General features: G+C 62.9%; 23 protein-coding genes. 11 read left to right on the forward strand and 12 right to left on the reverse strand.

Annotated features, from left to right (window positions below; translation table 11 throughout):
- Nucleotides 1-13 precede the first annotated feature (13 nt).
- The 7 genes from thiL to nrdR all read right to left on the reverse strand — a co-directional run bounded on the left by thiL (nucleotide 14) and on the right by nrdR (nucleotide 5,474).
- Complete coding sequence (thiL, locus tag LIY36_RS12230; protein WP_226455832.1) at nucleotides 14-979, reverse strand: thiamine-phosphate kinase; 966 nt, start codon at nucleotides 977-979, stop codon at nucleotides 14-16.
- A gap of 18 nt (nucleotides 980-997) precedes the next feature.
- On the reverse strand, nucleotides 998-1,498 hold the full coding sequence (gene nusB / locus LIY36_RS12235; protein WP_226455833.1) for a transcription antitermination factor NusB: 501 nt from the start codon (nucleotides 1,496-1,498) through the stop codon (nucleotides 998-1,000).
- On the reverse strand, nucleotides 1,495-1,971 hold the full coding sequence (ribH, locus tag LIY36_RS12240; RefSeq protein WP_003176356.1) for a 6,7-dimethyl-8-ribityllumazine synthase: 477 nt from the start codon (nucleotides 1,969-1,971) through the stop codon (nucleotides 1,495-1,497). The genes nusB and ribH overlap by 4 nt, the downstream gene beginning before the upstream one ends.
- 88 nt (nucleotides 1,972-2,059) lie before the next feature.
- On the reverse strand, nucleotides 2,060-3,151 hold the full coding sequence (gene ribBA, locus LIY36_RS12245) for a bifunctional 3,4-dihydroxy-2-butanone-4-phosphate synthase/GTP cyclohydrolase II (protein WP_192299076.1): 1,092 nt from the start codon (nucleotides 3,149-3,151) through the stop codon (nucleotides 2,060-2,062).
- Nucleotides 3,152-3,166: 15 nt separating this feature from the next.
- On the reverse strand, nucleotides 3,167-3,829 hold the full coding sequence (locus tag LIY36_RS12250) for a riboflavin synthase (protein WP_017736638.1): 663 nt from the start codon (nucleotides 3,827-3,829) through the stop codon (nucleotides 3,167-3,169).
- A 47-nt stretch (nucleotides 3,830-3,876) separates the two neighbouring features.
- Entirely contained in the window at nucleotides 3,877-5,013 is a 1,137-nt protein-coding gene (gene ribD, locus LIY36_RS12255; protein WP_192299077.1) for a bifunctional diaminohydroxyphosphoribosylaminopyrimidine deaminase/5-amino-6-(5-phosphoribosylamino)uracil reductase RibD, read from the reverse strand.
- Nucleotides 5,010-5,474 carry a transcriptional regulator NrdR gene (gene nrdR / locus LIY36_RS12260; RefSeq protein WP_185708644.1) on the reverse strand — a complete coding sequence of 155 codons (465 nt, stop codon included), beginning with the start codon at nucleotides 5,472-5,474 and terminating at the stop codon, nucleotides 5,010-5,012. Before nrdR ends, ribD begins: the two co-directional genes overlap by 4 nt.
- Nucleotides 5,475-5,613: 139 nt before the next feature.
- Here nrdR and LIY36_RS12265 point away from each other — a divergent pair, with 139 nt between their 5' ends.
- The 3 genes from LIY36_RS12265 (at nucleotide 5,614) to trxA (ending at nucleotide 7,765) form a co-directional block, all read left to right on the forward strand.
- Nucleotides 5,614-6,069 carry a YbaY family lipoprotein gene (locus LIY36_RS12265; RefSeq protein ID WP_192299079.1) on the forward strand — a complete coding sequence of 152 codons (456 nt, stop codon included), beginning with the start codon at nucleotides 5,614-5,616 and terminating at the stop codon, nucleotides 6,067-6,069.
- Nucleotides 6,066-6,722 (forward strand): class I SAM-dependent methyltransferase, encoded by a 657-nt coding sequence (locus LIY36_RS12270; RefSeq protein ID WP_226455834.1) that lies wholly within the window; start codon nucleotides 6,066-6,068, stop codon nucleotides 6,720-6,722. The genes LIY36_RS12265 and LIY36_RS12270 overlap by 4 nt, the downstream gene beginning before the upstream one ends.
- A 170-nt stretch (nucleotides 6,723-6,892) precedes the next feature.
- Nucleotides 6,893-7,765 (forward strand): thioredoxin, encoded by an 873-nt coding sequence (trxA, locus tag LIY36_RS12275; RefSeq protein WP_192299081.1) that lies wholly within the window; start codon nucleotides 6,893-6,895, stop codon nucleotides 7,763-7,765.
- Here trxA and LIY36_RS12280 read toward each other — a convergent pair.
- Nucleotides 7,762-8,103, reverse strand: coding sequence for a hypothetical protein (locus tag LIY36_RS12280; RefSeq protein WP_192299082.1), 342 nt, complete (start codon nucleotides 8,101-8,103; stop codon nucleotides 7,762-7,764). The genes trxA and LIY36_RS12280 overlap by 4 nt on opposite strands.
- Nucleotides 8,104-8,234: 131 nt before the next feature.
- On the opposite strand from LIY36_RS12280, the gene LIY36_RS12285 reads away from it, so the two are divergent.
- The 5 genes from LIY36_RS12285 (at nucleotide 8,235) to LIY36_RS12305 (ending at nucleotide 12,138) form a co-directional block, all read left to right on the forward strand.
- The gene (locus tag LIY36_RS12285; protein ID WP_226455835.1) at nucleotides 8,235-8,828 is read left to right on the forward strand and encodes a DUF2796 domain-containing protein; all 594 of its coding nucleotides are present in this window, start codon (nucleotides 8,235-8,237) and stop codon (nucleotides 8,826-8,828) included.
- A gap of 6 nt (nucleotides 8,829-8,834) precedes the next feature.
- On the forward strand, nucleotides 8,835-9,545 hold the full coding sequence (locus LIY36_RS12290) for an ABC transporter ATP-binding protein (RefSeq protein WP_226455836.1): 711 nt from the start codon (nucleotides 8,835-8,837) through the stop codon (nucleotides 9,543-9,545).
- A 1-nt stretch (nucleotide 9,546) separates the two neighbouring features.
- Nucleotides 9,547-10,812: an ABC transporter permease gene (locus LIY36_RS12295; RefSeq protein ID WP_192299085.1), complete on the forward strand. Its 1,266-nt coding sequence runs from the start codon at nucleotides 9,547-9,549 to the stop codon at nucleotides 10,810-10,812.
- A gap of 11 nt (nucleotides 10,813-10,823) precedes the next feature.
- Nucleotides 10,824-11,345 (forward strand): DUF3299 domain-containing protein, encoded by a 522-nt coding sequence (locus LIY36_RS12300; RefSeq protein WP_226455837.1) that lies wholly within the window; start codon nucleotides 10,824-10,826, stop codon nucleotides 11,343-11,345.
- A gap of 94 nt (nucleotides 11,346-11,439) precedes the next feature.
- A complete protein-coding gene (locus LIY36_RS12305) occupies nucleotides 11,440-12,138 on the forward strand; it encodes an OmpW/AlkL family protein (protein WP_192299087.1) in 699 nt (232 codons plus the stop codon).
- A gap of 155 nt (nucleotides 12,139-12,293) precedes the next feature.
- On the opposite strand, the gene LIY36_RS12310 is transcribed toward LIY36_RS12305, so the two are convergent.
- Nucleotides 12,294-13,178, reverse strand: coding sequence for a sugar nucleotide-binding protein (locus LIY36_RS12310; protein WP_226455838.1), 885 nt, complete (start codon nucleotides 13,176-13,178; stop codon nucleotides 12,294-12,296).
- Between the two features lie 87 nt (nucleotides 13,179-13,265).
- Nucleotides 13,266-15,350, reverse strand: coding sequence for a mechanosensitive ion channel family protein (locus LIY36_RS12315; protein ID WP_226455839.1), 2,085 nt, complete (start codon nucleotides 15,348-15,350; stop codon nucleotides 13,266-13,268).
- Between the two features lie 170 nt (nucleotides 15,351-15,520).
- Between LIY36_RS12315 and LIY36_RS12320 the strand changes: the two genes are divergently transcribed.
- The 3 genes from LIY36_RS12320 to LIY36_RS12330 are packed head-to-tail and all read left to right on the forward strand — an operon-like array spanning nucleotide 15,521 to nucleotide 18,505.
- A complete protein-coding gene (locus LIY36_RS12320) occupies nucleotides 15,521-16,300 on the forward strand; it encodes an endonuclease/exonuclease/phosphatase family protein (protein WP_226455840.1) in 780 nt (259 codons plus the stop codon).
- A complete protein-coding gene (gene clsB, locus LIY36_RS12325) occupies nucleotides 16,297-17,559 on the forward strand; it encodes a cardiolipin synthase ClsB (RefSeq protein WP_226455841.1) in 1,263 nt (420 codons plus the stop codon). The genes LIY36_RS12320 and clsB overlap by 4 nt, the downstream gene beginning before the upstream one ends.
- Entirely contained in the window at nucleotides 17,549-18,505 is a 957-nt protein-coding gene (locus tag LIY36_RS12330) for a lysylphosphatidylglycerol synthase domain-containing protein (protein WP_226455842.1), read from the forward strand. Before clsB ends, LIY36_RS12330 begins: the two co-directional genes overlap by 11 nt.
- A 187-nt stretch (nucleotides 18,506-18,692) precedes the next feature.
- Here the strand turns inward: LIY36_RS12330 and LIY36_RS12335 are convergent, their stop codons facing one another.
- Nucleotides 18,693-19,448: an alpha/beta hydrolase family protein gene (locus tag LIY36_RS12335; protein ID WP_226455843.1), complete on the reverse strand. Its 756-nt coding sequence runs from the start codon at nucleotides 19,446-19,448 to the stop codon at nucleotides 18,693-18,695.
- A complete protein-coding gene (locus tag LIY36_RS12340; protein WP_226455844.1) occupies nucleotides 19,438-20,547 on the reverse strand; it encodes a DUF3182 family protein in 1,110 nt (369 codons plus the stop codon). The genes LIY36_RS12335 and LIY36_RS12340 overlap by 11 nt, the downstream gene beginning before the upstream one ends.
- Between the last annotated feature and the right edge of the window lie 113 nt (nucleotides 20,548-20,660).

Here is a 20,660-nt window from a genome sequence, read left to right on the forward strand (position 1 = left end):
GCAGCGCGCCGACTTACGGCGCATCGCGAAAGTGCTGATAACCGCGCACGGCCGGGGTGATGTCCCGCCCGTTGGCGTCCAGCAGCGTCACGCCCTGCCCCACCTCGACCCGGCCAATCACCCGCACCGGCCAACCGCTGGCCAGCAACGGCGCCAGTTCGGCAGGTGGCAGGGTGAACGCCAGCACATAATCATCGCCGCCACTCAACGCGGCCACACGCGCTTCGTCATCGCCGACAAACGCCAGCAACGCCTCTGACAGCGGTAATCGCTCGCGCTCGATCAACAGGCTGACGGCCGAAGCCTTGGCGATATGCCCGCAATCAGCCAGCAGACCGTCGGAGATGTCCATCGCAGACGTAGCCTTGCCCCGCAGCGCCAGCCCCAGGGCCAGTTGCGGTTGTGGCGACCAGTAATGGGCCAGCAACGGTTCGGTGATGGCTGCGTCGGCGCTGCGCTGCCCCAGGACCAACGGCAAGGCACCGGCGGCGTTGCCCAGCTCACCGCCCACGCACAGCAGGTCGCCCGGCTGCGCACCGCTGCGGGTCAACGCCTGCCCGGCCGGCACACGACCGAACACGGTCAGGGTCAGGCTCAGCGGGCCACGTGTGGTGTCACCGCCCACCAGACCCACGCCGCAACTCTGCGCCATGGCGTTCAAACCTTGGGCATAGCGTTGCAGCCAATCGGCATCCACGGTCGGCGTGGTCAGGGCAAGGGTAAATGCGAGGGGATGGGCGCCCATGGCAGCCAGGTCGCTTACCGCCACGGCCAACGAGCGCTGGCCGAGCAGGAACGGGTCGCAAGGGTCGGAAAAATGCACCCCAGCCACCAAGGTATCGGTGGAGATTGCCAACTGCTCCCCAGCGGGGAGCGCCAGCAAGGCGCAGTCATCGCCGATCCCCAGGGCAATGCCTTCGCCGCCCTGCGCACAGGGCGCGGCGGCGAAGTATTTACGGATCAGCTCAAACTCGCCCATCAAGAATTCAAGCGCAGGTTAGCGCTTGTACGCCTTCACTTCGGCTTCGCGCAGGCGCGGGGCCAGCTTGTCGAGCACGCCATTGACGAACTTGTGACCGTCGGTCGAACCGTAGACTTTCGCCAGTTCGATGCCTTCGTTGATCACTACGCGGTACGGCACGTCGACGCGATAGAGCAGTTCCCAAGCGGACAGGCGCATCACGCACAGTTCAACCGGGTCCAGTTCGTCGATGGTCAGGTCCAGGCAAGGTGCCAGGGCCGTGTCGATCTCGGTCAGGTGCGCATGCACGCCGTGCAGGATGTCGTGGAAATACGGCAGGTCGGCGAAGGTGAAATCGTTGTCGACGCGAAACTGCGCTTCGATTTCGTTCAGCGAGGCACCGGCCAGGTGACGTTGGTACAGCGCCTGGGTCGCCAACTGACGAGCAGCGCGACGCTTCTCGTTCTTCGATGGCTTGCCGGCATCGGCTGGACGCTCGTCGCGTGGGTTGAAACGATCGCTCTCGTCGGAAATCACTTGGCCTCCAACTGCGACAGCAGGCTGACCATTTCCAGGGCGGACAGGGCAGCTTCAGCACCTTTGTTGCCGGCCTTGGTGCCGGAACGCTCGATGGCTTGCTCGATGGAATCAACGGTCAGAACGCCGAACGCAACCGGCACGCCGAACTCCATGGACACCTGGGCCAGGCCCTTGGTGCATTCGCCAGCCACGTATTCGAAGTGCGGAGTGCCGCCTCGAATGACCGCGCCCAGGGCGATGATCGCCGCGTATTCGCCCTGTTGAGCAACTTTTTGCGCAACCAGCGGAATTTCGAAGGCGCCAGGCGCACGGATAATCGTGATGTCGCTCTCGCTCACACCGTGGCGAACCAGGGCGTCCACGGCACCGCTTACCAGGCTTTCAACCACGAAGCTGTTGAAGCGGCCAACCACCAGGGCGTAGCGGCCTTTGGGGGCGATGAAGGTACCTTCGATGGTCTTCAGGGTCATTCGACAAATCTCTTAAAGAGCGGGGACGCGAAAAGTGCGTCCCTTAGTGATGATTTAACCGCGAACAAGGGGCAGAAATCGCCGGCCTTTATTCGGAGGGCACGTATTCTACAACTTCCAGGTCGAAACCGGATATGGCATTAAATTTCATCGGTGCGCTCATCAGGCGCATTTTGCGCACGCCCAGGTCACGCAGGATCTGCGAACCGGCACCGACAATGCTGTAGGTGGTCGGCTTTTTCACCGGCGCGTGGTCGGCCGTTTCACGGATATGCGCCAGCAGCACATCGCCATCCAGCGGGTGACCGAGCAACAGCACCACACCGCTGCCGGCCTCGGAGACCGCAGCCATCGCGGCGCGCAGGCTCCAGCGGCCCGGCTGCTTGACCATCAGCAGATCGCGCAGTGGGTCCATGTTGTGCACGCGCACCAGGGTCGGCTCTTCGGCGCACACGGTGCCCAGGGTCAGGGCCATGTGCACGTCGCCTTCCACTGAATCACGGTAGGTCACCAAATTGAATTGGCCCAGTTCGCTGTCCAGTGGCTGCTCGGCAATCCGCTGAACGGTACGTTCGTGGATCATCCGGTAGTGAATCAGGTCGGCGATGGTGCCGATCTTGATGTCGTGTTCGGCGGCAAACGCCTCGAGTTCGGTGCGACGGGCCATGGTGCCGTCGTCATTCATCACTTCGCAGATCACGCCGCTGGGCTCGAAACCGGCCATGCGCGCCAGGTCGCAGGCGGCTTCGGTGTGGCCGGCGCGGGCCAGGGTGCCACCCGGTTGGGCCATCAACGGGAAGATGTGGCCGGGGCTGACGATGTCTTCGGCCTTGGCGTCCTTCGCGGCGGCCGCTTGCACGGTGCGTGCGCGGTCGGCAGCGGAGATACCGGTGGTGACGCCCGTCGTCGCTTCGATGGACACGGTGAACTTGGTGCCAAACCCGGAGCCGTTGCGCGGCGCCATCAACGGCAGCTTGAGCAATTCGCAGCGCTCGCGGCTCATGGGCATGCAGATCAGCCCACGGGCGTGCTTGGCCATGAAGTTGATGTGCTCGGGCTTGCAGGCCTCGGCGGCCATGATGATGTCGCCTTCGTTCTCGCGGTCTTCGTCATCCATGAGGATGACCATCTTGCCTTGGCGGATGTCTTCAACCAGTTCTTCGATGCTATTGAGCGCCACGTGGCACCCCCTTGGTCAGGATTTCAGGTAGCCGTTAGCGGCCAGAAAACTTTCGGTGATGTTACTTCCGGTTGGCTCTGCGGCCTTATCGCCCAGTAGCAGGCGCTCCAGGTAACGGGCAAGCAAGTCGACTTCCAGGTTCACCCGGCGCCCTGGCTGGTAGGACGCCATGATGGTTTCGCTGAGGGTGTGGGGAATAATGGTCAGTTCGAATTCGGCGCCGTTCACGGCGTTCACGGTCAGGCTGGTGCCATCGACGGTGATCGAGCCTTTGTGGGCGATGTACTTGGCCAGCTCTTTGGGCGCGCGGATACGGAATTCCACGGCACGCGCGTTTTCGCTGCGGGCTACCACTTCGCCGACGCCATCGACATGGCCGCTGACCAGGTGACCACCCAGGCGGGTGGTTGGGGTGAGGGCTTTTTCCAGGTTGACCGGGCTGCCGGCCTTGAGGTCGTTCATCGCGGTGCAATCCAGGGTTTCCCGGCTGACGTCGGCGGCAAAGCCGTTGCCCGGCAACTCGATGACGGTCAGGCACACGCCGTTGATCGCGATGCTGTCACCCAGCTTGACGTCGCCGAGGTCGAGCTTGCCGGTTTCAACCGACAGGCGCACATCGCCGCCTTTTGGGGTCATGGCGCGGATGCTGCCGATGGATTCGATGATGCCGGTGAACATGGCCTTCTCCTGGAAAACGGTGCGGGCACTTGAGCGCCCGGTCAGAATTATACGCTCGCGGGTGGAAGCGGGATGGCAGTGACTCGCCAGTCGTCGCCTACAGCGCGCATTTCAGTGATCTTGAGTTGAGGGGCGTCGGCCAGTTTCTCAAGCGGCCAGTCCAGCAACGGCCGTGCAGCGGAACCGAGGAACTTGCCGGCGATGAATATCACGTACTCATCCACCAGGCCTTGCTGGGCAAATGCCCCCGCCAGGCTCGGGCCTGCCTCGACCAACACTTCGTTGACGCCACGGGCGGCCAGCGCCACCAGTGCCGAACGCAGGTCGACCTGGCCATCGACACCCGGCACCACCAGGCATTCGGGGCCACGTGGGAACTGGTTCTCCGGGGTCACGCAGGTGATGACCAGCGCCGGCCCGGCCTTGAAGAACGGTGCGTTGAGCGGCACGCGCAGGCGGCCGTCAATCAGTACACGTAACGGCGGGCGCGACATGGCCAGGGCCGTGGTGGCTTCGTCCAGGCCCAGTTCGGCAGCGCGCACGGTCAGGCGGGCGCCGTCGGCGAGCACCGTGTCGGCGCCGGTCAGCACCACACTGGCCTCGGCACGCAGGCGCTGCACGGCGGCGCGGGCAGCCGGACCGGTGATCCATTGGCTTTCGCCACTGGCCATGGCGGTGCGACCGTCCAGGCTCATTGCCAGCTTGACCCGCACGAAGGGCAGGCCGTGTTCCATGCGTTTGAGGAACCCCGGATTCAATGCGCGGGCCTGGGCTTCCAGCACGCCACTAAAGACCTCGATCCCAGCTTGCGCCAGACGCTGCATGCCGCGCCCGGCCACTTCGGGGTTCGGGTCCTGCATGCCGGCCACGACGCGCGCGACACCGGCCGTGACCAAGGCATCGGCGCACGGCGGTGTACGCCCGTGGTGGCTGCACGGTTCGAGGGTCACGTACACCGTGGCGCCCCGGGCCTTGTCACCGGCGGCGCGCAGGGCGTTGGGCTCGGCGTGGGGCTCGCCGGTGCGCTCATGCCAACCTTCACCGACAATCTGCCCATCGCGCACGATCACGCAGCCGACCCGAGGGTTGGGATGGGTGGTGTACAAGCCTTTGCGCGCCAATTCGAGGGCGCGGGCCATGTAGTGGGCGTCCAGGACAGCTTGTTCGGCAGACGGTGGGTTCATTGTTTGGCAGGCTCCCGGGCCAGGCGGTCGATCTCTTCGCGGAACTCATTGAGGTCCTGGAAGCGTCGATAGACCGAGGCGAAACGGATATAGGCGACTTCGTCGAGCTTTTGCAACTCGCCCATCACCAATTCTCCAACCACCAGGCTCTTGACCTCGCGCTCGCCGGTCGCACGCAGCTTGTGCTTGATATGCACCAGCGCCGCCTCCAGCCGCTCGACACTCACCGGGCGTTTTTCCAGGGCGCGCTGCATACCGGCGCGCAGTTTTTCTTCGTCGAAAGGCTGGCGGCTGCCGTCGGACTTGATCAGGCGCGGCAATACCAGTTCGGCGGTTTCGAAGGTGGTGAAACGTTCACCACAGGCCAGGCATTCGCGCCGGCGACGCACTTGATCGCCCTCGGCGACCAGACGTGAGTCAATGACCTTGGTGTCGTTGGCACCGCAGAAGGGACAGTGCATGGTGGCAGGCAACAAAAAAAGGGAGGGCCATGGTAGCGCATCCCCGTGGCAAGACAAGCCATAGCCTTTACGGTATATAGGCTGACTATTATGTTTCATATTTTTTAAGCCACGGATTTTGCCCTTTCTGGAGCCGTACATGCAGTTACGACCACTTGTATTACTTACCGTGTTCAGTTTCCTGGTCGCCTGCAGCAGCGAAGCCCCCAAACCTTCCGCGCCCGCCCCTCAGCCTGCGCAAGAGAAAAAAGTCCCTGGCCTTGAAGACCTCGGCCCGCTACCGGCCTATCAGCGTGAAATCAACGGCAGCCTGACCAACGTGCCGGCCGGCGCCGAAGTCGAGATGGCCCTGCTGGTGATCGACGATCGCTCGCGCCCACAACAGTTGCTCGCCAGCAGCGTGCTCACCGGCAATGGCAAGCCCCTGGCCTTCCGCCTGCGTTTCAACCCCCAGGCCTTCCCGGCCGGCGCCCGCGTTGAATTGCGCGGCCGCGCCAGCCAGTCCGGCCAGTTGATCCTGCACCTGCCCGCCGTGCGCATCACCCAGGCGATCACCCAGACCACCGGCCCCCTGCAACTCGTCAAGGCACCATGACGCCACCGCTGGCCCTGCAAGCGGCACTGAGCGAGCTAATCGGCGACGCCCAACTGATGCCCTGCCCGCTGCCGGGCACCGAGTTGTCGTTATGGCTGCTGGATGCAGACAACATGGACCGCGCCTTCAGCCCCGAAGAAACCCGGCGCATCCTGCATGAACCGCCCTACTGGAGCTTCTGCTGGGCCAGCGGCCTGGCGCTGGCGCGGTATCTGGCGGCGCATCCCGAGTGGGTTGCCGGCAAGCGCGTGCTCGATTTTGGCGCCGGCTCCGGCGTAGCCGGGATTGCGGCGGTCAAGGCCGGAGCCCTGGAAGTGGTGGCGTGCGATCTTGATCCGCTGGCGCTGGCGTCTTGCCGGGCGAATGCCGAACTCAACGGTGTGGAACTGGGGTATTCACAGGACTTCTTTGCCGAAACCGACCGCTTCGACCTGATCCTCGTGGCCGACGTGCTTTACGACCGCGCCAACCTGCCGCTGCTCGATCACTTCCTGACCCGCGGCCGTGAGGCACTGGTGGCCGATTCGCGGGTGCGCGACTTTCAACATGCGGATTATCAAAGACTGGAGGTCCTGGACACGTTGACGCTGCCGGACCTGGCCGAGCCTTGGGAGTTTCGCAAGGTGAGCCTGTACCACTCGCGGCGGCCTTGAGGCCATCGCCGGCAAGCCCGCTCCCAGATTCGCACTGCCGCGTCCTGTTGAAATGCATTCCCCTGTGGGAGCGGGCTTGCCCGCGATAGCGATCTTGAACCCGCCGTGCTTTCAGCCAACTGCGCCAGCCCTTATAGTTCCCCCCATTCCCGCTTTATTCGAGACGCCCCATGAGTGAGCCCACGCCGTATATCTTCGATGTCACCACCGCCACATTCGACCAGGCAGTGATCGAGAACTCCTTCCACAAGCCCGTGCTGGTGGACTTCTGGGCCGAGTGGTGTGCGCCGTGCAAGGCGTTGATGCCGTTGTTGGCGCAGATTGCCGAGAGTTACCAGGGCGAGCTGCTGCTGGCCAAGGTCGATTGCGAGGCCGAACAGGACATCGTTGCGCGCTTTGGCATTCGCAGCCTGCCGACGGTGGTGCTGTTCAAGGATGGCCAGCCGGTCGATGGGTTTGCCGGGGCGCAGCCGGAGTCGGCAGTGCGGGCAATGCTGGAGCCGCATGTGCAGATGCCACCACCGGCGGCAGCCGATCCGTTGGAGCAGGCCCAGGCGTTGTTTGCCGAAGGCCGCATCAACGATGCCGAGGCCGTGCTGGTGACGCTGCTGGGCGAGGACAACACCAACGCCGCCGCGCTGATCCTGTATGCACGCTGCCTGGCCGAGCGCGGTGAGCTGGGCGAAGCCCAAACCGTGCTCGACGCGGTCAAAAGCGACGAGCACAAGGCCGCCCTCGCCGGCGCCAAGGCGCAGATCACCTTCCTGCGCCAGGCCGCCGACCTGCCGGACGCCGCCGACCTGAAAAGCCGCCTGGCGCAAAACCCGCAGGATGACGAAGCGGCCTACCAACTGAGCATCCAGCAACTGGCGCGCCAGCAGTACGACGCGGCGCTGGAAGGTTTACTCAAGTTGTTTATCCGCAACCGCAGCTACAGTGAAGGCTTGCCGCACAAGACCTTGCTGCAGGTGTTCGAACTGCTGGGCAATGATCACCCGCTGGTCACGGTGTACCGCCGCAAGCTGTTCGCTGCGTTGTACTAATCACCGATCCAGCTGTACAGCGGCGTATCCCCGCCGCTGGCGACTTTCACCTTGGCGTTATGGCGCAGGCGCACCAACAGGCGCTTGCCCGCCGAGGCGTCGCCGGCCAGGCCTTCCAATTGATCGAGCAACTCCAGACCGCTGAGTTGCCCGGCGCTGCGCAATACATCCTGGGCCTTCTGCCATAGATCTTCATCCTGCTTGACTGGCACTGCAGCCGGCGCACTTGGCGCGGGGGCAGCCTGCAACTGGGCGCCCAGGCGTGCCCAATCGCCGTCGTCCAGCTCCAGGGTCAAGTCCACCGGCAGGTCGCCGACGGTTCCACGAATTCTCAACATCATCCGTACTCCTGCATTTTTTCTGACGGGCATGCTCCCATGCGGCTTGCGCAACGCCAAGCGGGCGGTCAAACTCTCAGCCCTATTGTTATAAGATCACATAACAAAACTTTCATCTCTGGAGCCGCCCCATGCGCCGTCTGTTGCTTGCTTTGCCGTTTGCCCTGCTGCCACTGGCGGTTGCCCATGCCCATGAAGAGCACGACCACGAGCACGGCAGCCTCGGCGCCCACGAACATGGCGTCGGCCGCCTCAACGCTGTGCTCGACGGCCAGACCCTGGAGTTGGAACTGGACAGCCCGGCAATGAACCTGGTGGGTTTCGAACACCCAGCCACCAGCGCCGCCGACAAAGCCAAGGTCGCGGCCGTGCGCAAACAGCTGGAGAACCCGCTGGCCCTGTTCAACCTGCCCAAGGCCGCCGGTTGCGTGGCCAGCTCGCAGGAACTCAACAGCCCACTGTTCGGCGACAAGCCCGAAGCCGATCACGACGACGATGATGACCACGATCACGACGCCAAAGACGGCGAGCATCATCACGACCACAGCGAAATCCACGCCCACTACCAATTCACCTGCGCCACGCCGACGGCCCTGAGCAACCTCGACCTGACCCAGGTGTTCAAGACCTTCCCCGCCACCCAGAAAATTCAGGTACAACTGATCGGCCCGAGCGGCCAGCAAGGTGTTGACGCGACGGCCACAGCCGCCACTCTGAAGTTCTGAGTTCACATGACCCAAGCACTGATCGAACTGTCCGACCTGGGCTTCAACTGGCCCGGTCACCCGCAGTTGCTCGACATCCCCGCGTTCCGCCTGGACGCGGGTGAAAGCCTGTTCCTCAAGGGCCCTAGCGGCAGCGGCAAAACCACGCTGCTGGGCCTGCTCGGCGGTGTGCAAACGCCCAGCCAGGGCAGCATCCGCCTGCTCGGCCAGGAGCTGACCGAGCTTTCGGCCGGCGCCCGCGACCGCTTCCGCGTCGACCACACCGGCTATATCTTCCAGCAGTTCAACCTGCTGCCGTTCCTGTCGGTGCGCGAGAACGTCGAGTTGCCCTGCCACTTTTCCAAGCTGCGTGCGCAACGGGCCAGGCAGCGCCACGGCAGTGTCGATCAAGCCGTCGCGACCTTGCTCGCGCACCTCGGCTTGAAGGATAAAACCCTGCTGGAACGCCGCGCCGATTCACTGTCCATCGGCCAACAACAACGCGTCGCCGCCGCCCGAGCATTGATCGGCCAACCGGAACTGGTGATCGCCGACGAGCCCACCTCGGCCCTGGACTACGACGCCCGCGAGGCTTTCCTTCAGCTGTTGTTCGCCGAATGCCGCGAAGCCGGCGCCAGCCTGCTGTTTGTGAGCCACGATCAAAGCCTGGCTGCGCTGTTCGACCGCCACCTGTCGCTGGCCGAACTCAATCGCGCCGCCACGCCCGCAGAGGTTTGAGATGTATCTGTTCCGTCTAGCCATGGCCAGCCTGGCTAACCGCCGCTTTACCGCGATCCTCACGGCCTTCGCCATCGCCCTCTCGGTGTGCCTGCTGCTGGCGGTAGAGCGTGTGCGCGTCGAGGCGCGCAACAGTTTCGCCAGCACCATCAGCGGCACCGACCTGATCGTCGGCGCCCGCTCCGGCTCGGTGAACCTGCTGCTGTACTCGGTGTTCCGCATCGGCAATGCCACCAACAACATCCGCTGGGACAGCTACGAGCACTTCGCCGCCAACCCCCAGGTGAAATGGGCGATCCCGATTTCCCTCGGCGACTCTCATCGTGGCTACCGCGTGATGGGCACCAACGAATCCTACTTCGAGCACTATCAGTACGGCCGCAAGCAACACCTCGAACTGGCCAGCGGCCGCGCCTTCGCCAGCGACCCGTTCGAAGTGGTGCTCGGCGCCGAAGTCGCCGAGGCGTTGCACTACAAGCTCGGCGACAAGCTGGTGCTGGCCCATGGCGTGGCGGTGGTCAGCCTGGTCAAGCACGACGACAAACCCTTCACCGTGGTCGGCATCCTCAAACGCACCGGCACCCCGGTAGACCGCACGTTGCACATCAGCCTGGGCGGCATGGAGGCGATCCACATCGACTGGCACAACGGCGTGCCGGCCCAGGGCAAAGGCCGTATCAGCGCGGATCAGGCGCGCAACATGGACCTCACCCCCCAGGCCATCACTGCGTTCATGCTGGGCCTGAACAACAAGATTTCCACGTTCGCCCTGCAACGGGAGATCAATGAATTCCGTGGCGAGCCGATGCTGGCGATCTTGCCGGGCGTGGCGCTGCAAGAGTTGTGGAGCATGATGAGCACCGCCGAAAAAGCGCTGTTCGTGATCTCGCTGTTCGTGGTGCTGACCGGTTTGATCGGCATGCTCACGGCGATCCTCACCAGCCTCAACGAGCGCCGCCGCGAAATGGCGATCTTGCGCTCGGTGGGCGCACGTCCGTGGCACATCGCGACACTGCTGATCTTCGAGGCCTTCGCCCTGGCGCTGTCCGGCGTGGTCGCGGGCATTGGCTTGCTGTACGTGTGCATAGCCGCCTCGCGTGGGTATTTGCAGGCCAACTACGGCCTGGACTTGCCGATGGCGTGGCCAAGCGAATATGAATGGACGTTGCTCGCCGGTATCCTGGCCGCCGCGCTGTTGATGGGAGGCGTGCCCGCGTGGCGTGCCTATCGACAATCCCTGGCCGACGGCCTGTCCATTCGTTTATGAGGAAGGCTTCGATGCGTCGTGCCCTGTTTGCGCTGTTGCTGCTGATGAGCGTGCCTGCCTGGGCTGCCGGGCAGCCCAAGGATTTGTCGTGGCAGGAGATGATCCCGCCGGATGCGCCGCCGGAAGTACCGAACATGAAACCGCTGCACGACCTGTCGAACATGGCCGATACCTTATCGGTCGAAGCGGCGCCGGCCGCCAAGCAGGACCTGCCCAACGCCCCCGTGGTACAGGCCCTCGACGGCCAGCACATCCGCCTGCCGGGCTATATCGTGCCGCTGGAAGTCAGCGAAGAAGGCCGCACCACCGAGTTCTTGCTGGTGCCGTATTTCGGCGCATGCATCCATGTGCCACCGCCGCCGTCGAACCAGATCGTGCATGTCAAAAGTGAAGTCGGCGTGAAACTCGATGAGCTATACCAGCCGTATTGGATCGAGGGCGCGATGCAGGTCAAGCCGTCCACCAGCGAGCTGGCCGACGCCGGTTACCAGATGGAGGCCGAGAAGATTTACATGTACGAACTGCAGCAATGACGCTGATCGCCCTTTCATTGAGCTGAATCAAAAGACCGCACGGAACGATCTTTACCATTGGACCTACAACTTTTAAACGTCCCTTGGAGCTCCCATGAACAAGTCACTGCTCGGCGCGTCCCTCTTCGCGCTCGCCCTCGTCGCCCCTGTTGCCCACGCTCACGAAGCGGGCGACATCCTGGTTCGCGCCGGTGCCATTACCGTCAACCCGAAGGCCGACAGCGGCACCGTAAAGGTTGACCAGGGCCCACTGGCAGGCGCCAACCTGGGCGGCAAGGCGACCATGAGCAGCGACACCCAACTGGGCCTGAACTTCGCCTACATGCTGACCAACCACGTCGGTATCGAACTGCTGGCCGCCACGCCGTTCGAACATGACGTGAAGATCAAGAACACCGCCCTCGGCGCCGCCAACGGCAAGCTCGGCACCCTGAAACACCTGCCGCCGACCCTGAGCGTCGTGTACTACCCGCTGGACAACAAGTCTGCCTTCCAACCGTACGTGGGCGCCGGTATCAACTACACCTGGATCTACGACGAGCACGTCGGCAGCCGCGCTCAAGGCGCCGGTTTCAGCAACTTCAAGGCTGAAAACTCCTGGGGCTGGGCCGCACAGATCGGTGCAGACTACATGATCAACGACAAGTGGATGATCAACGCCCAGGCGCGCTACATCGACATCAGCACCAAGGCCACCGTGGAAAACAACGCCGTGGCACCTGGCACTCGTGCCAAGGTCAATGTGGACGTGGACCCGATGGTCTACATGGTGGGTATCGGCTACAAGTTCTAAGCGGCACCGCATAACCCATGTGGGAGCTGGCCTCTGTGGGAGCTGGCTTGCCTGCGATAGCAACACCTCGGTATCACTGATACACCGAGGTGTCTGCATCGCGGGCAAGCCCGGCTCCCACAGCGGTCAGCTCCCACATTTGCGTTTGGGCTGTGTCAGCTGTGACGGTAGTAACGATCCAGCAACGCCGGCAACCCCGCCCGCCAGGCCCGTGGCTTGATACCAAAGGTGTGCAGGATTTTCTTGCAGGCCAGCACCGCATGCTGCGGTTCGTCACCCGCATCCGGCCGGGCCGCATGGGCCTGGGCGGTGGGTGACTCGATGGCCAATGGGTGGTAATTGCGCGCTTCGGTGAGGATCGCCTGGCCCAGCGCCAACGGTGTGGTCGCCTCTTGGCCCGCGTAGTGATAAGTGCCCCACAACGGCGCCGCGCAATCGAGCTGCTTGAGCACCGAAATGATCACCCGCGCCGCATCGTCCACGGGCGTCGGATTGCCGCGACGGTCGTCCGCCATCAGCAATTCGTCCGGTTTCTCGGCACGGGCCAGGAAGCGCCCGAGGGAGCCGTCGACACTGTCATCCAGCAGCCAGCCAAACCGTAGCAACACATGTTGCGGGCAGGTGGCGCGCACGCTCTGTTCGATACGCCACAACGCCTGACCGCGCAGGCCCAGGGGCACCGGCTCGTCTTTTTCGCTGTAGGCGGTGGCGCGGGAGCCATCGAACACCCGGTAGCTGGAGGGTTGCAGCAAGGTGATGGTGTGGTGCTGGCACAGTTCGGCCAGGCGTTCGATGGCGAACTCCTGGGCGGCCAGACGGGTTTCGCTGACGGCTTCGGCCTGGAACCAGTCGAAATAGTAGGCGAGGTTGATCAACGCATCGGGACGGGTGTCGTCGAGCAATTGGGTAAGGCTCGCGGCATCCCAGCCGTCTTGGGGCGGTTTGGGGGCGAGGAAACCGATGTCTTCCTCTGCACCGAGGCGAATCAGCGCCTGCCCGAGGGCATTCCCGCCGCCCAACAACATAAGGCGCATTCGCATAGATTGAGCAGGCCCGGTCAGTTTGGAACGATGGCTATTTAAGTATTGGTCAGAATCGTTGCATTTTGCGGGTTTGTAGCGCAACCGTCACGGATTAACTGTTTTCGTGCCGGCCGCGGCCGGGTCATGCTCAAGGGTTGCTCGTGCGGGCACCAGGACCTGCTGTGGATAAGTCTGCGCGAACTGCACCTCGGCACAGTTATCCACAAGCTTTTTCAAGCGCTGGTTGAACGCACGGCTCACCGCGTATTGCCCGCCCGACACCGTGCGGAACTGCGCCGTGAGCACCACGCCATTGAGGTCCATCTTGTCGACGCCAAACACCTCCAGCGGCCCTTGCAGGTTGTACTTGAGGAACACATCGTCGCGAATCGACTGCCCCGCCTCGCGGATCAACTCTACGGCCTTGTCCACATCGGTGTCGTAGGTGAACTGCACCGAGAAGAACGCATAGGCAAATTGCCGCGACTGGTTGGTGACCGCCTTGATCTGCCCGAACGGCACCGAATGCACAAACCCCTTGCCGTCACGCAGGCGCAACGTGCGAATGGTCAAGCCCTCGACCGTACCGGCGTGGCCCGAGTCGAGCACCACCCAGTCGCCGATGGACAGCGTGTCTTCGATGATGATGAACAGCCCGGTGATCACATCCTGCACCAGTTGCTGCGAACCAAAACCAATCGCCAGGCCGACCACTCCGGCACCCGCCAGCAGCGGCGCAACGTTGATCCCCAGATTGGCCATGGTGGTGATCGCGCAGATCACCACCAGGATGATCTTCACCGCATTGCGCACCAGCGGCAGGATGGTTTTCACCCGAGTGCTCGGCTGGCGGCTGGAGCGTTTGTTCACCGGCGGTTTCAAGGCTTCCTGGATCGCGGTGTCGAGCACCACCCAGAACAGCCAGGTCATCAACAGGATCAGGCCGATGCTGCTGAGTGAGTCGCTGATCGCCCGGCCGATGGAATTGCGCTCGGCGAACTCGAACAACGAGACACCCCAGATGCGCCCGAGGATCTCGATAAAGCCGATCGCCATGGCAATGCGCAGGATTGCGTGCAGCAGGCTGAGAAAACGCTCCTTGTAGGCACTGCTGCGCTGGATCGCCACCTGGCTGCGCGACTTGAACAGATGTTGCAGCACGGTACTGAGGAACACGGTGCCGATCAGCAGGATCGTGGTGAACAAGGCGCAGCGCAGGGCTTTTTGATTGTCGTCGCCGGCGCCAATCAGGTTGATCGCCGAGACCAGCACCATCAACAGGATCGGCCAGTACCACAGCCCGGAAAACACCCGCAGGGATTGTTGCAACGCCGGATGCTTCAGGCGCTGGGCCAGCGGCCGATTGCGAATCAGATGGGCCACCGGGCGGCGCAGGCGCACGACCAGTACGCCAAAGATCACGGTGGCAAACAGGCCGGTAAATACCGCGACGCTGCTGGTGATATTGCCGCCGAGTTGGCGAGCGATTTGCGGGCTGGTCAGGGCATCACTGAGGGCAGCCAGGAAGCCGATCAGGAACAACGGCTTGGGACAATAATTGCGAATAATCCGCACCGCCGAACGCTTGTGGCCGAGATTGAACATGACGATCACGCAGAGCAGCATCGATGTGGAAAAGATCCCGCTGCTGGTGGCGTAGGCAAAACACAGCGCCAGCGCACGTCCTACGGAAGTCGGTAAAAAGTGGCTGACATAGAGGGTCAGCGGCAGACAAATCAGTGCGGGAATCGTATAGGGCACCACGTACCCGAGCAGCGCCTGCAGGCGCTCGCGCGGCTCAAACCATGCGCGTCGCCCCAAGCGCTGCACAATCAAACGCCCGAGCAACGTCAGCAAGGCAAACGCACCGACCCACACCCCGGACAACAAGACGAAGTCCCCGGCCACGCTCCATGGCGAACGCTCGGACGTCTGATCGACCAACCGCCCTACTTCATCCGCCGCGCGATCGGCGCGCAGGCGCCAGGCGTCGATGAGGCCCTGGTTGAGGTCGAGCTGCTGTTGCACATCGTCGATGCTGGAACTGATGGCCCCCAACAACCCGCCTTCCACTAACAACTCAGGCTTGGCCGGCGCTTGGGCTTCGGGCGCGGAATCCGCGGCGTACAGGGCGCCGCTGGCGCACAACAGCAGCGCGGCGAGCAGGAATGCAGTCTTGAAATTCAGCAAAACACCGGACTCCTTGCAGATGGGTCTGTAAGGAACTGACGGGATTGAGGCTTGATCGTTCCCCCGCGCGGCCATGTTTATGCCATCCGTAGGACGCTGGAAACTTTCCGCGGCCCCTTAGAGTCAGCCTTAAACGAGGGTAAGCCCCCCACTCTTTTTCAGGAGCAACCATGGCTGCGATCCCCGACTGGATGCCCATCACGCCCAACGTCGCCATCACTCGGTTCACGGTGCTGACGGTCAATATCCACAAGGGTTTTACCGCCCTGAACCGGCGATTCATCCTGCCCGAGCTGCGCGAAGCGGTGCGTGCCGTGGGCGCGGACATGGTGTTCCTGCAGGAAATCCATGGCACCCACGAACGCCACCCGCAGCGCTACAGCGACTGGCCCAACATGCCACAGTACGAATTCCTCGCCGACAGCATCTGGCCGCAGTTCGCCTACGGACGCAACGCCGTCTATCCCCACGGCGATCACGGCAATGCGCTGCTGTCGAAATTCCAGATCGTGCGCTATGACAACCTCGACATTTCCCAGAACGGCCATGAAAACCGCGGCCTCCTGCATTGTGTGCTGCGCCTGCCGGGCAGCGGCCATGAGGTACACGCGATCTGCATCCACCTGGGCCTGCGCGAGGTCCATCGCCAGCAACAGTTGCGCCTGCTGGAGCAGCGCATTCGCGAGATTCCCGCCGAGGCGCCGCTGGTGGTTGCTGGCGATTTCAACGACTGGCGGCAGAAGGCCGACTTGAGCCAGAGCGGCCTCACCGAAGTATTCGTGCAGGCCCATGGCAAGCCGGCGCGCACGTTCCCGGCGCGGCTGCCGTTGCTGCCTCTGGACCGCATCTACGTGCGCAACCTCAAGGTACACAACCCCCAGGTGTTGACCACGCGGCCCTGGTCGCATTTGTCTGACCATGTGCCGCTGTCGGTGGAGATCGAGCTATGAACATTGCCGTCGAACACATCGCCACCGACCAGCCGCCGGATCAAACCAAGGCCCGTGACCTGGATTACGGCTGGCAGAGCGGTAACCAGGTTGAGTTGCTGGAAAACGGCGAAGCGTACTTCCCCAAGGTGTTCGAGGTATTGCGCCAGGCGCAGCGGGAGATCCTGCTGGAGACCTTTATCCTGTTCGAAGACAAGGTAGGCCTTGAGCTGCAAGGCGTGCTTATTGAGGCGGCCCGACGTGGGGTGAAGGTGGTGGTCAGCCTGGACGGTTTTGGTTGCGGTGAGTTGCGGCCGGCGTTTCTTGGCGAACTGGCCGACGCCGGCGTGACGGTGCAGATGTTCGACCCCGCGTCCAAGACCCTGGGCATTCGCACCAACTGGTTTCGCCGCTTGCACCGCAAGATTGTGGTCGTGGACGCCAACGTGGCGTTTATCGGCGGGATCAATTTTTCGGCGGATCACCTGGGGGATTTCGGCCCTGAGGCCAAGCAGGATTACGCCGTGCAGGTGATGGGCCCGGCGGTGGCGGACTTGCATCACTTCGCCCTGGCGCAGAGCGGTCGCCAGGTGCGTATGCGGCGCGGCTGGCGGCGGCGCCAGCAACCACCGTCAGCGTGGCCCGGTGATCAAGGCGAGGGGCTGGTGCGCCTGATTTACCGTGACAACCTGCAACACCGCGATGACATCGAAGAAGCCTATATCCATGCCCTGGGCAAGGCGCAGACACGTGTGGTGATCGCCAACGCGTACTTCTTCCCCGGCTACCGCCTGCTGCGCGCAATCCGCAATGCGGCGCGCCGGGGCGTACAGGTGCAACTGATCATGCAGGGCCAGCCCGATGTGCTGCTGGCCAAGCTGGCGGCGCGCATGCTCTACGACTACTTGCTCAAGGACGGCGTGGTGATCCACGAATATTGCCAGCGCCCACTGCACGGCAAAGTCGCGCTGGTGGATGAGGAGTGGAGCACCGTGGGCTCAAGCAACCTCGACCCGTTGAGCCTGTCGCTGAACCTGGAGGCCAACGTGTTGATTCATGACCGCCGGTTCAACCAACAGCTGTACGAGCGCCTGCAAACCCTAGCGAAAGACCACTGTCAGACCATGCCGGAAAACCGCAAGCCGCGTTTATGGCTATGGCGGTTGACCGTGGGGTTCCTGGTGTTTCATGTGATGCGTCACTTCCCCGCGCTGACGGGTTGGTTGCCGGCGCACAAGCCGCGGTTGAAACCCATCGAGAGCCAGGCCCATGACCTCTGAAGCCAGTGCTTCGCGCTTTGCCAACTGGAAGAAACCACTGACCGCGTTGTTCTTCCTGGCGCTGATTGTGCTGTTCACCCTCCTCGCTCGACGCATCGATTGGAGTGAAGTGCTGCAGACCCTGGGCGATTTCAAGCTGCGCACCTTGTTGATCGCGGGCGCGCTGACGCTGTGCAGTTTTCTGGTGTACGCCAGCTTCGATCTGATCGGCCGCACTTACATCCGCCAGAACCTGGGCTGGAAACAGATTCTGCCGGTGGGGATCATCAGTTATGCGTTCAACCTCAACCTCAGCGCATGGGTCGGCGGCATTGCCATGCGCTATCGATTGTATTCGCGGCTGGGGGTGAGCAACGGCAATATCGCCAAGATCCTCGGCCTGAGCCTGGCAACCAATTGGTTTGGCTACATGGCGCTGGCCGGGGTGGTGTTCAGCAGCGGCCTGGTGCGCATGCCGCCGGGCTGGAAAGTCAGCACTGGCGCGTTGCAGGGCATTGGCCTGGTGTTGGTGCTGGCGAGCCTGGGGTATCTGGCAGCGTGCCAGTTTTGCAAAAAGCGCGCGTGGTCGATCCGGGGCATGGAGATCAATCTGCCGTCGGTGCGCATGGCATGCCTGCAACTGGCCTTGGGCGCGTTGAACTGGTCGCTGATGGCGGCGGTGATCTTCACCCTGCTGCCGGCCAAGCTCGATTATCCACTGGTGTTGGGGGTATTGCTGATCAGCGCGATTGCCGGTGTGCTCACCCATGTTCCTGCGGGTTTGGGCGTGCTGGAGGCGGTGTTTATCGCGCTGTTGCAGCATGAGGCGTCGCGGGGCAGTTTATTGGCGGGGTTGATTGCCTACCGGGCGATTTATTTTATTGTGCCGCTGTTGATTGCATTGGTGATGTACCTCGCGGTGGAGGCCAAGGCCAAGGCGTTGCGGGTGAAGAAGGCACCGGCTTGAATCACTGTTGATTGATCTATTGCCTTCGCGGGCAAGCCCGCTCCCACAGTTGGAATGCATTCTCCCTGCTGGAATGCATTTTCCCTGCTGGAATGCATTTTCCCTGCTGGAATGCACTTTCCCTGCTGGAATGCACTCCCCTGTGGGAGCGGGCTTGCCCGCGAAGGCGGCGTCAATGACACCCCGCTTATCGGGACTGGATGATGCTCAAGCGCTCCCCCACCACCATCTCGGTAATCCAGTCCACCAGGATCGAGGTGTAGGCCTGCTGTGACACAGGATCGCTCAACGAATGGTCGGCACCATCGATGATGCGGTGGGTCAACGAGTGAGTCTGCTGGCACGCCGCGCGGTAGCTCATGATGGTGGCGTGGGGCACGTGGTCGTCCGTCTCGGATTCGACGATCAGCACATCGCCGGTAAATTGCGCACAGGCATGCAAGGCTCGATTGGTCTCGGCGTGTACCAGGGTGCTGCGGTAGTCCATCAGGTCGACCTTATCCAGGTCACGCTTGGGTTTGAGCCATTGCTGGTCGCGGTACAGTGCTGGCACCCGCAGCGCCAGCCAGCGTACCGGGCGCAAGGAAGTGAGGATGGCGGCCAGGTAACCGCCGTAGCTGGTGCCCACCACCGCCACCGCCGAGGTGTCGATGGCCGGGTGGGCGAGCAACCGGTCGTAAGCCGCCAGTAGATCGCGCAGGTTGTCTTCACGCGTCACGCGTGACAGCGCAATGCCTGTGTCGGCGTGACCGCGCAGGTCGAAGGTGAGACACACGCAGCCCAGCCCGGCGATGCCCTTGGCGCGCTCGAGGTCACGCTCCTGGCTACCGCCCCAGCCGTGCACGAACAGCACCCCTGGCACCTTGGATTTCGGGCTCAGGAAGGTGCCGCTCATTTGCTCGTCGTCAATGTCGATTGCAATGCTTTCGCTTCTAGCCGTCATAGGATTTGACCGTCACATACTTGAGAAGAAAGTCACTGTTTTGCGCCGGGCCCCGATACACCTCGATCGCATCCGCCGGCAGTGCCCGGTCCACGTAGGTCTCCACCGAAGACACACGAATGGCGCGCAGGCCGGGGTGGTTGATAAAGCTTTGCAGCGCCGCCACTTCGGCACTGCTGGCGCCGCCCATGCGCCAGGATTGTTCGAGCACACCACTGCGGCGCTGGCCGTTGCCGTCCAGGCCCTGGGCAATGTCGTAATTGCGCCGGGACGCGTAGAAGCCTGGATAGGCCTCGTCGGCGGCGTTATCGAAAACCCGGGCTTGCTCGATAGCCAGGCGTACATCCCCAGGCAATGGGAGCTTGAGCAAGTCTTCATAGTCGCCCGGCACCACCAGCAGGTCGGAGCCGCCGTAGACATCTTCACCCTGCCCGTCCTGGGTCAGGTATTGCTCGCCGCAGTAGCTGAATACGTGATCGCCGATAAAGCTCTGACCGACACTGTGGGTCATCACGTCCTGCAAATCCTGCTCCAGCACCAGGCCTTCATCAATCAGTGCCGCAGCGCCGGGACGCGCCAGCACTGCCTCGAATTCATCCAGGTTGTGGATAACTTCCTGGCCTCGTCCCGCGCAAGCATGCACGGGCTTCAGGCGGATCGGCCCACACTTGAGCAGGTGCGCGGCGGCGGGCCTGGCGTCCTCCAACGCGAAGACGCTCACGCCATCCAACACGACTTTTCGTACGCGCTCAGCGAAGAGGGATGACCAGCCTTCCGGGGCCTTGGCCTGCGGGTTGAACAGGCCGTGGCTGATCGCCTTGGTGCAGATGAAGTCGTGATCGACATAACCGCCCCACAGGTCTTGCGGGCCTCTGACTCGAAGCGCTCGCGCTTGCGCGGCGCCGACCAGGGTCTGGGTGGGCAGCACGTAGAGTTCCCGGCCGGCATGCTGCTGCGCGTCGTAACTGCCGCCGAACTTGAGGCCGAGAATCTGCGCCAGCCAGCGCGCCAGCGCGTGGTTGGTGTCGACCTCATGCTGCGCAGCCCCCTCTCGGGTGGAGTGGGCGACTACGAGTTTCTTGCGTTGTGTCGGGGTCATGCGTTCCCCTCGGCTGTGCAGCCCTGTGTGTAGGGGAAGGAATGCAGGGATCACGCCAAGGCCCGCAGAGTACAGAAGGCTGTCAAATCAAGCCCTTACGCAAAAAGCGATGG

This window comes from Pseudomonas sp. AF03-9 (genome assembly GCF_020515815.1).
Lineage (GTDB): Bacteria > Pseudomonadota > Gammaproteobacteria > Pseudomonadales > Pseudomonadaceae > Aquipseudomonas.

Excerpts from the sequence above, each read along its gene's own strand:
- LIY36_RS12320 (WP_226455840.1), top strand. The coding sequence starts at position 15,521 with ATGGCTGCGATCCCCGACTGGATGCCCATCACGCCCAACGTCGCCATC.
- ribD (WP_192299077.1), bottom strand. The coding sequence starts at position 5,013 with ATGAACCCACCGTCTGCCGAACAAGCTGTCCTGGACGCCCACTACATG.
- LIY36_RS12330 (WP_226455842.1), top strand. The coding sequence starts at position 17,549 with ATGACCTCTGAAGCCAGTGCTTCGCGCTTTGCCAACTGGAAGAAACCA.
- LIY36_RS12265 (WP_192299079.1), top strand. The coding sequence starts at position 5,614 with ATGCAGTTACGACCACTTGTATTACTTACCGTGTTCAGTTTCCTGGTC.
- LIY36_RS12340 (WP_226455844.1), bottom strand. The coding sequence starts at position 20,547 with ATGACCCCGACACAACGCAAGAAACTCGTAGTCGCCCACTCCACCCGA.
- LIY36_RS12310 (WP_226455838.1), bottom strand. The coding sequence starts at position 13,178 with ATGCGAATGCGCCTTATGTTGTTGGGCGGCGGGAATGCCCTCGGGCAG.
- LIY36_RS12300 (WP_226455837.1), top strand. The coding sequence starts at position 10,824 with ATGCGTCGTGCCCTGTTTGCGCTGTTGCTGCTGATGAGCGTGCCTGCC.
- LIY36_RS12290 (WP_226455836.1), top strand. The coding sequence starts at position 8,835 with ATGACCCAAGCACTGATCGAACTGTCCGACCTGGGCTTCAACTGGCCC.
- LIY36_RS12285 (WP_226455835.1), top strand. The coding sequence starts at position 8,235 with ATGCGCCGTCTGTTGCTTGCTTTGCCGTTTGCCCTGCTGCCACTGGCG.
- ribH (WP_003176356.1), bottom strand. The coding sequence starts at position 1,971 with ATGACCCTGAAGACCATCGAAGGTACCTTCATCGCCCCCAAAGGCCGC.
- LIY36_RS12280 (WP_192299082.1), bottom strand. The coding sequence starts at position 8,103 with ATGTTGAGAATTCGTGGAACCGTCGGCGACCTGCCGGTGGACTTGACC.
- LIY36_RS12295 (WP_192299085.1), top strand. The coding sequence starts at position 9,547 with ATGTATCTGTTCCGTCTAGCCATGGCCAGCCTGGCTAACCGCCGCTTT.
- trxA (WP_192299081.1), top strand. The coding sequence starts at position 6,893 with ATGAGTGAGCCCACGCCGTATATCTTCGATGTCACCACCGCCACATTC.
- LIY36_RS12305 (WP_192299087.1), top strand. The coding sequence starts at position 11,440 with ATGAACAAGTCACTGCTCGGCGCGTCCCTCTTCGCGCTCGCCCTCGTC.
- LIY36_RS12270 (WP_226455834.1), top strand. The coding sequence starts at position 6,066 with ATGACGCCACCGCTGGCCCTGCAAGCGGCACTGAGCGAGCTAATCGGC.
- clsB (WP_226455841.1), top strand. The coding sequence starts at position 16,297 with ATGAACATTGCCGTCGAACACATCGCCACCGACCAGCCGCCGGATCAA.
- thiL (WP_226455832.1), bottom strand. The coding sequence starts at position 979 with ATGGGCGAGTTTGAGCTGATCCGTAAATACTTCGCCGCCGCGCCCTGT.
- LIY36_RS12250 (WP_017736638.1), bottom strand. The coding sequence starts at position 3,829 with ATGTTCACCGGCATCATCGAATCCATCGGCAGCATCCGCGCCATGACC.
- LIY36_RS12335 (WP_226455843.1), bottom strand. The coding sequence starts at position 19,448 with ATGACGGCTAGAAGCGAAAGCATTGCAATCGACATTGACGACGAGCAA.
- nrdR (WP_185708644.1), bottom strand. The coding sequence starts at position 5,474 with ATGCACTGTCCCTTCTGCGGTGCCAACGACACCAAGGTCATTGACTCA.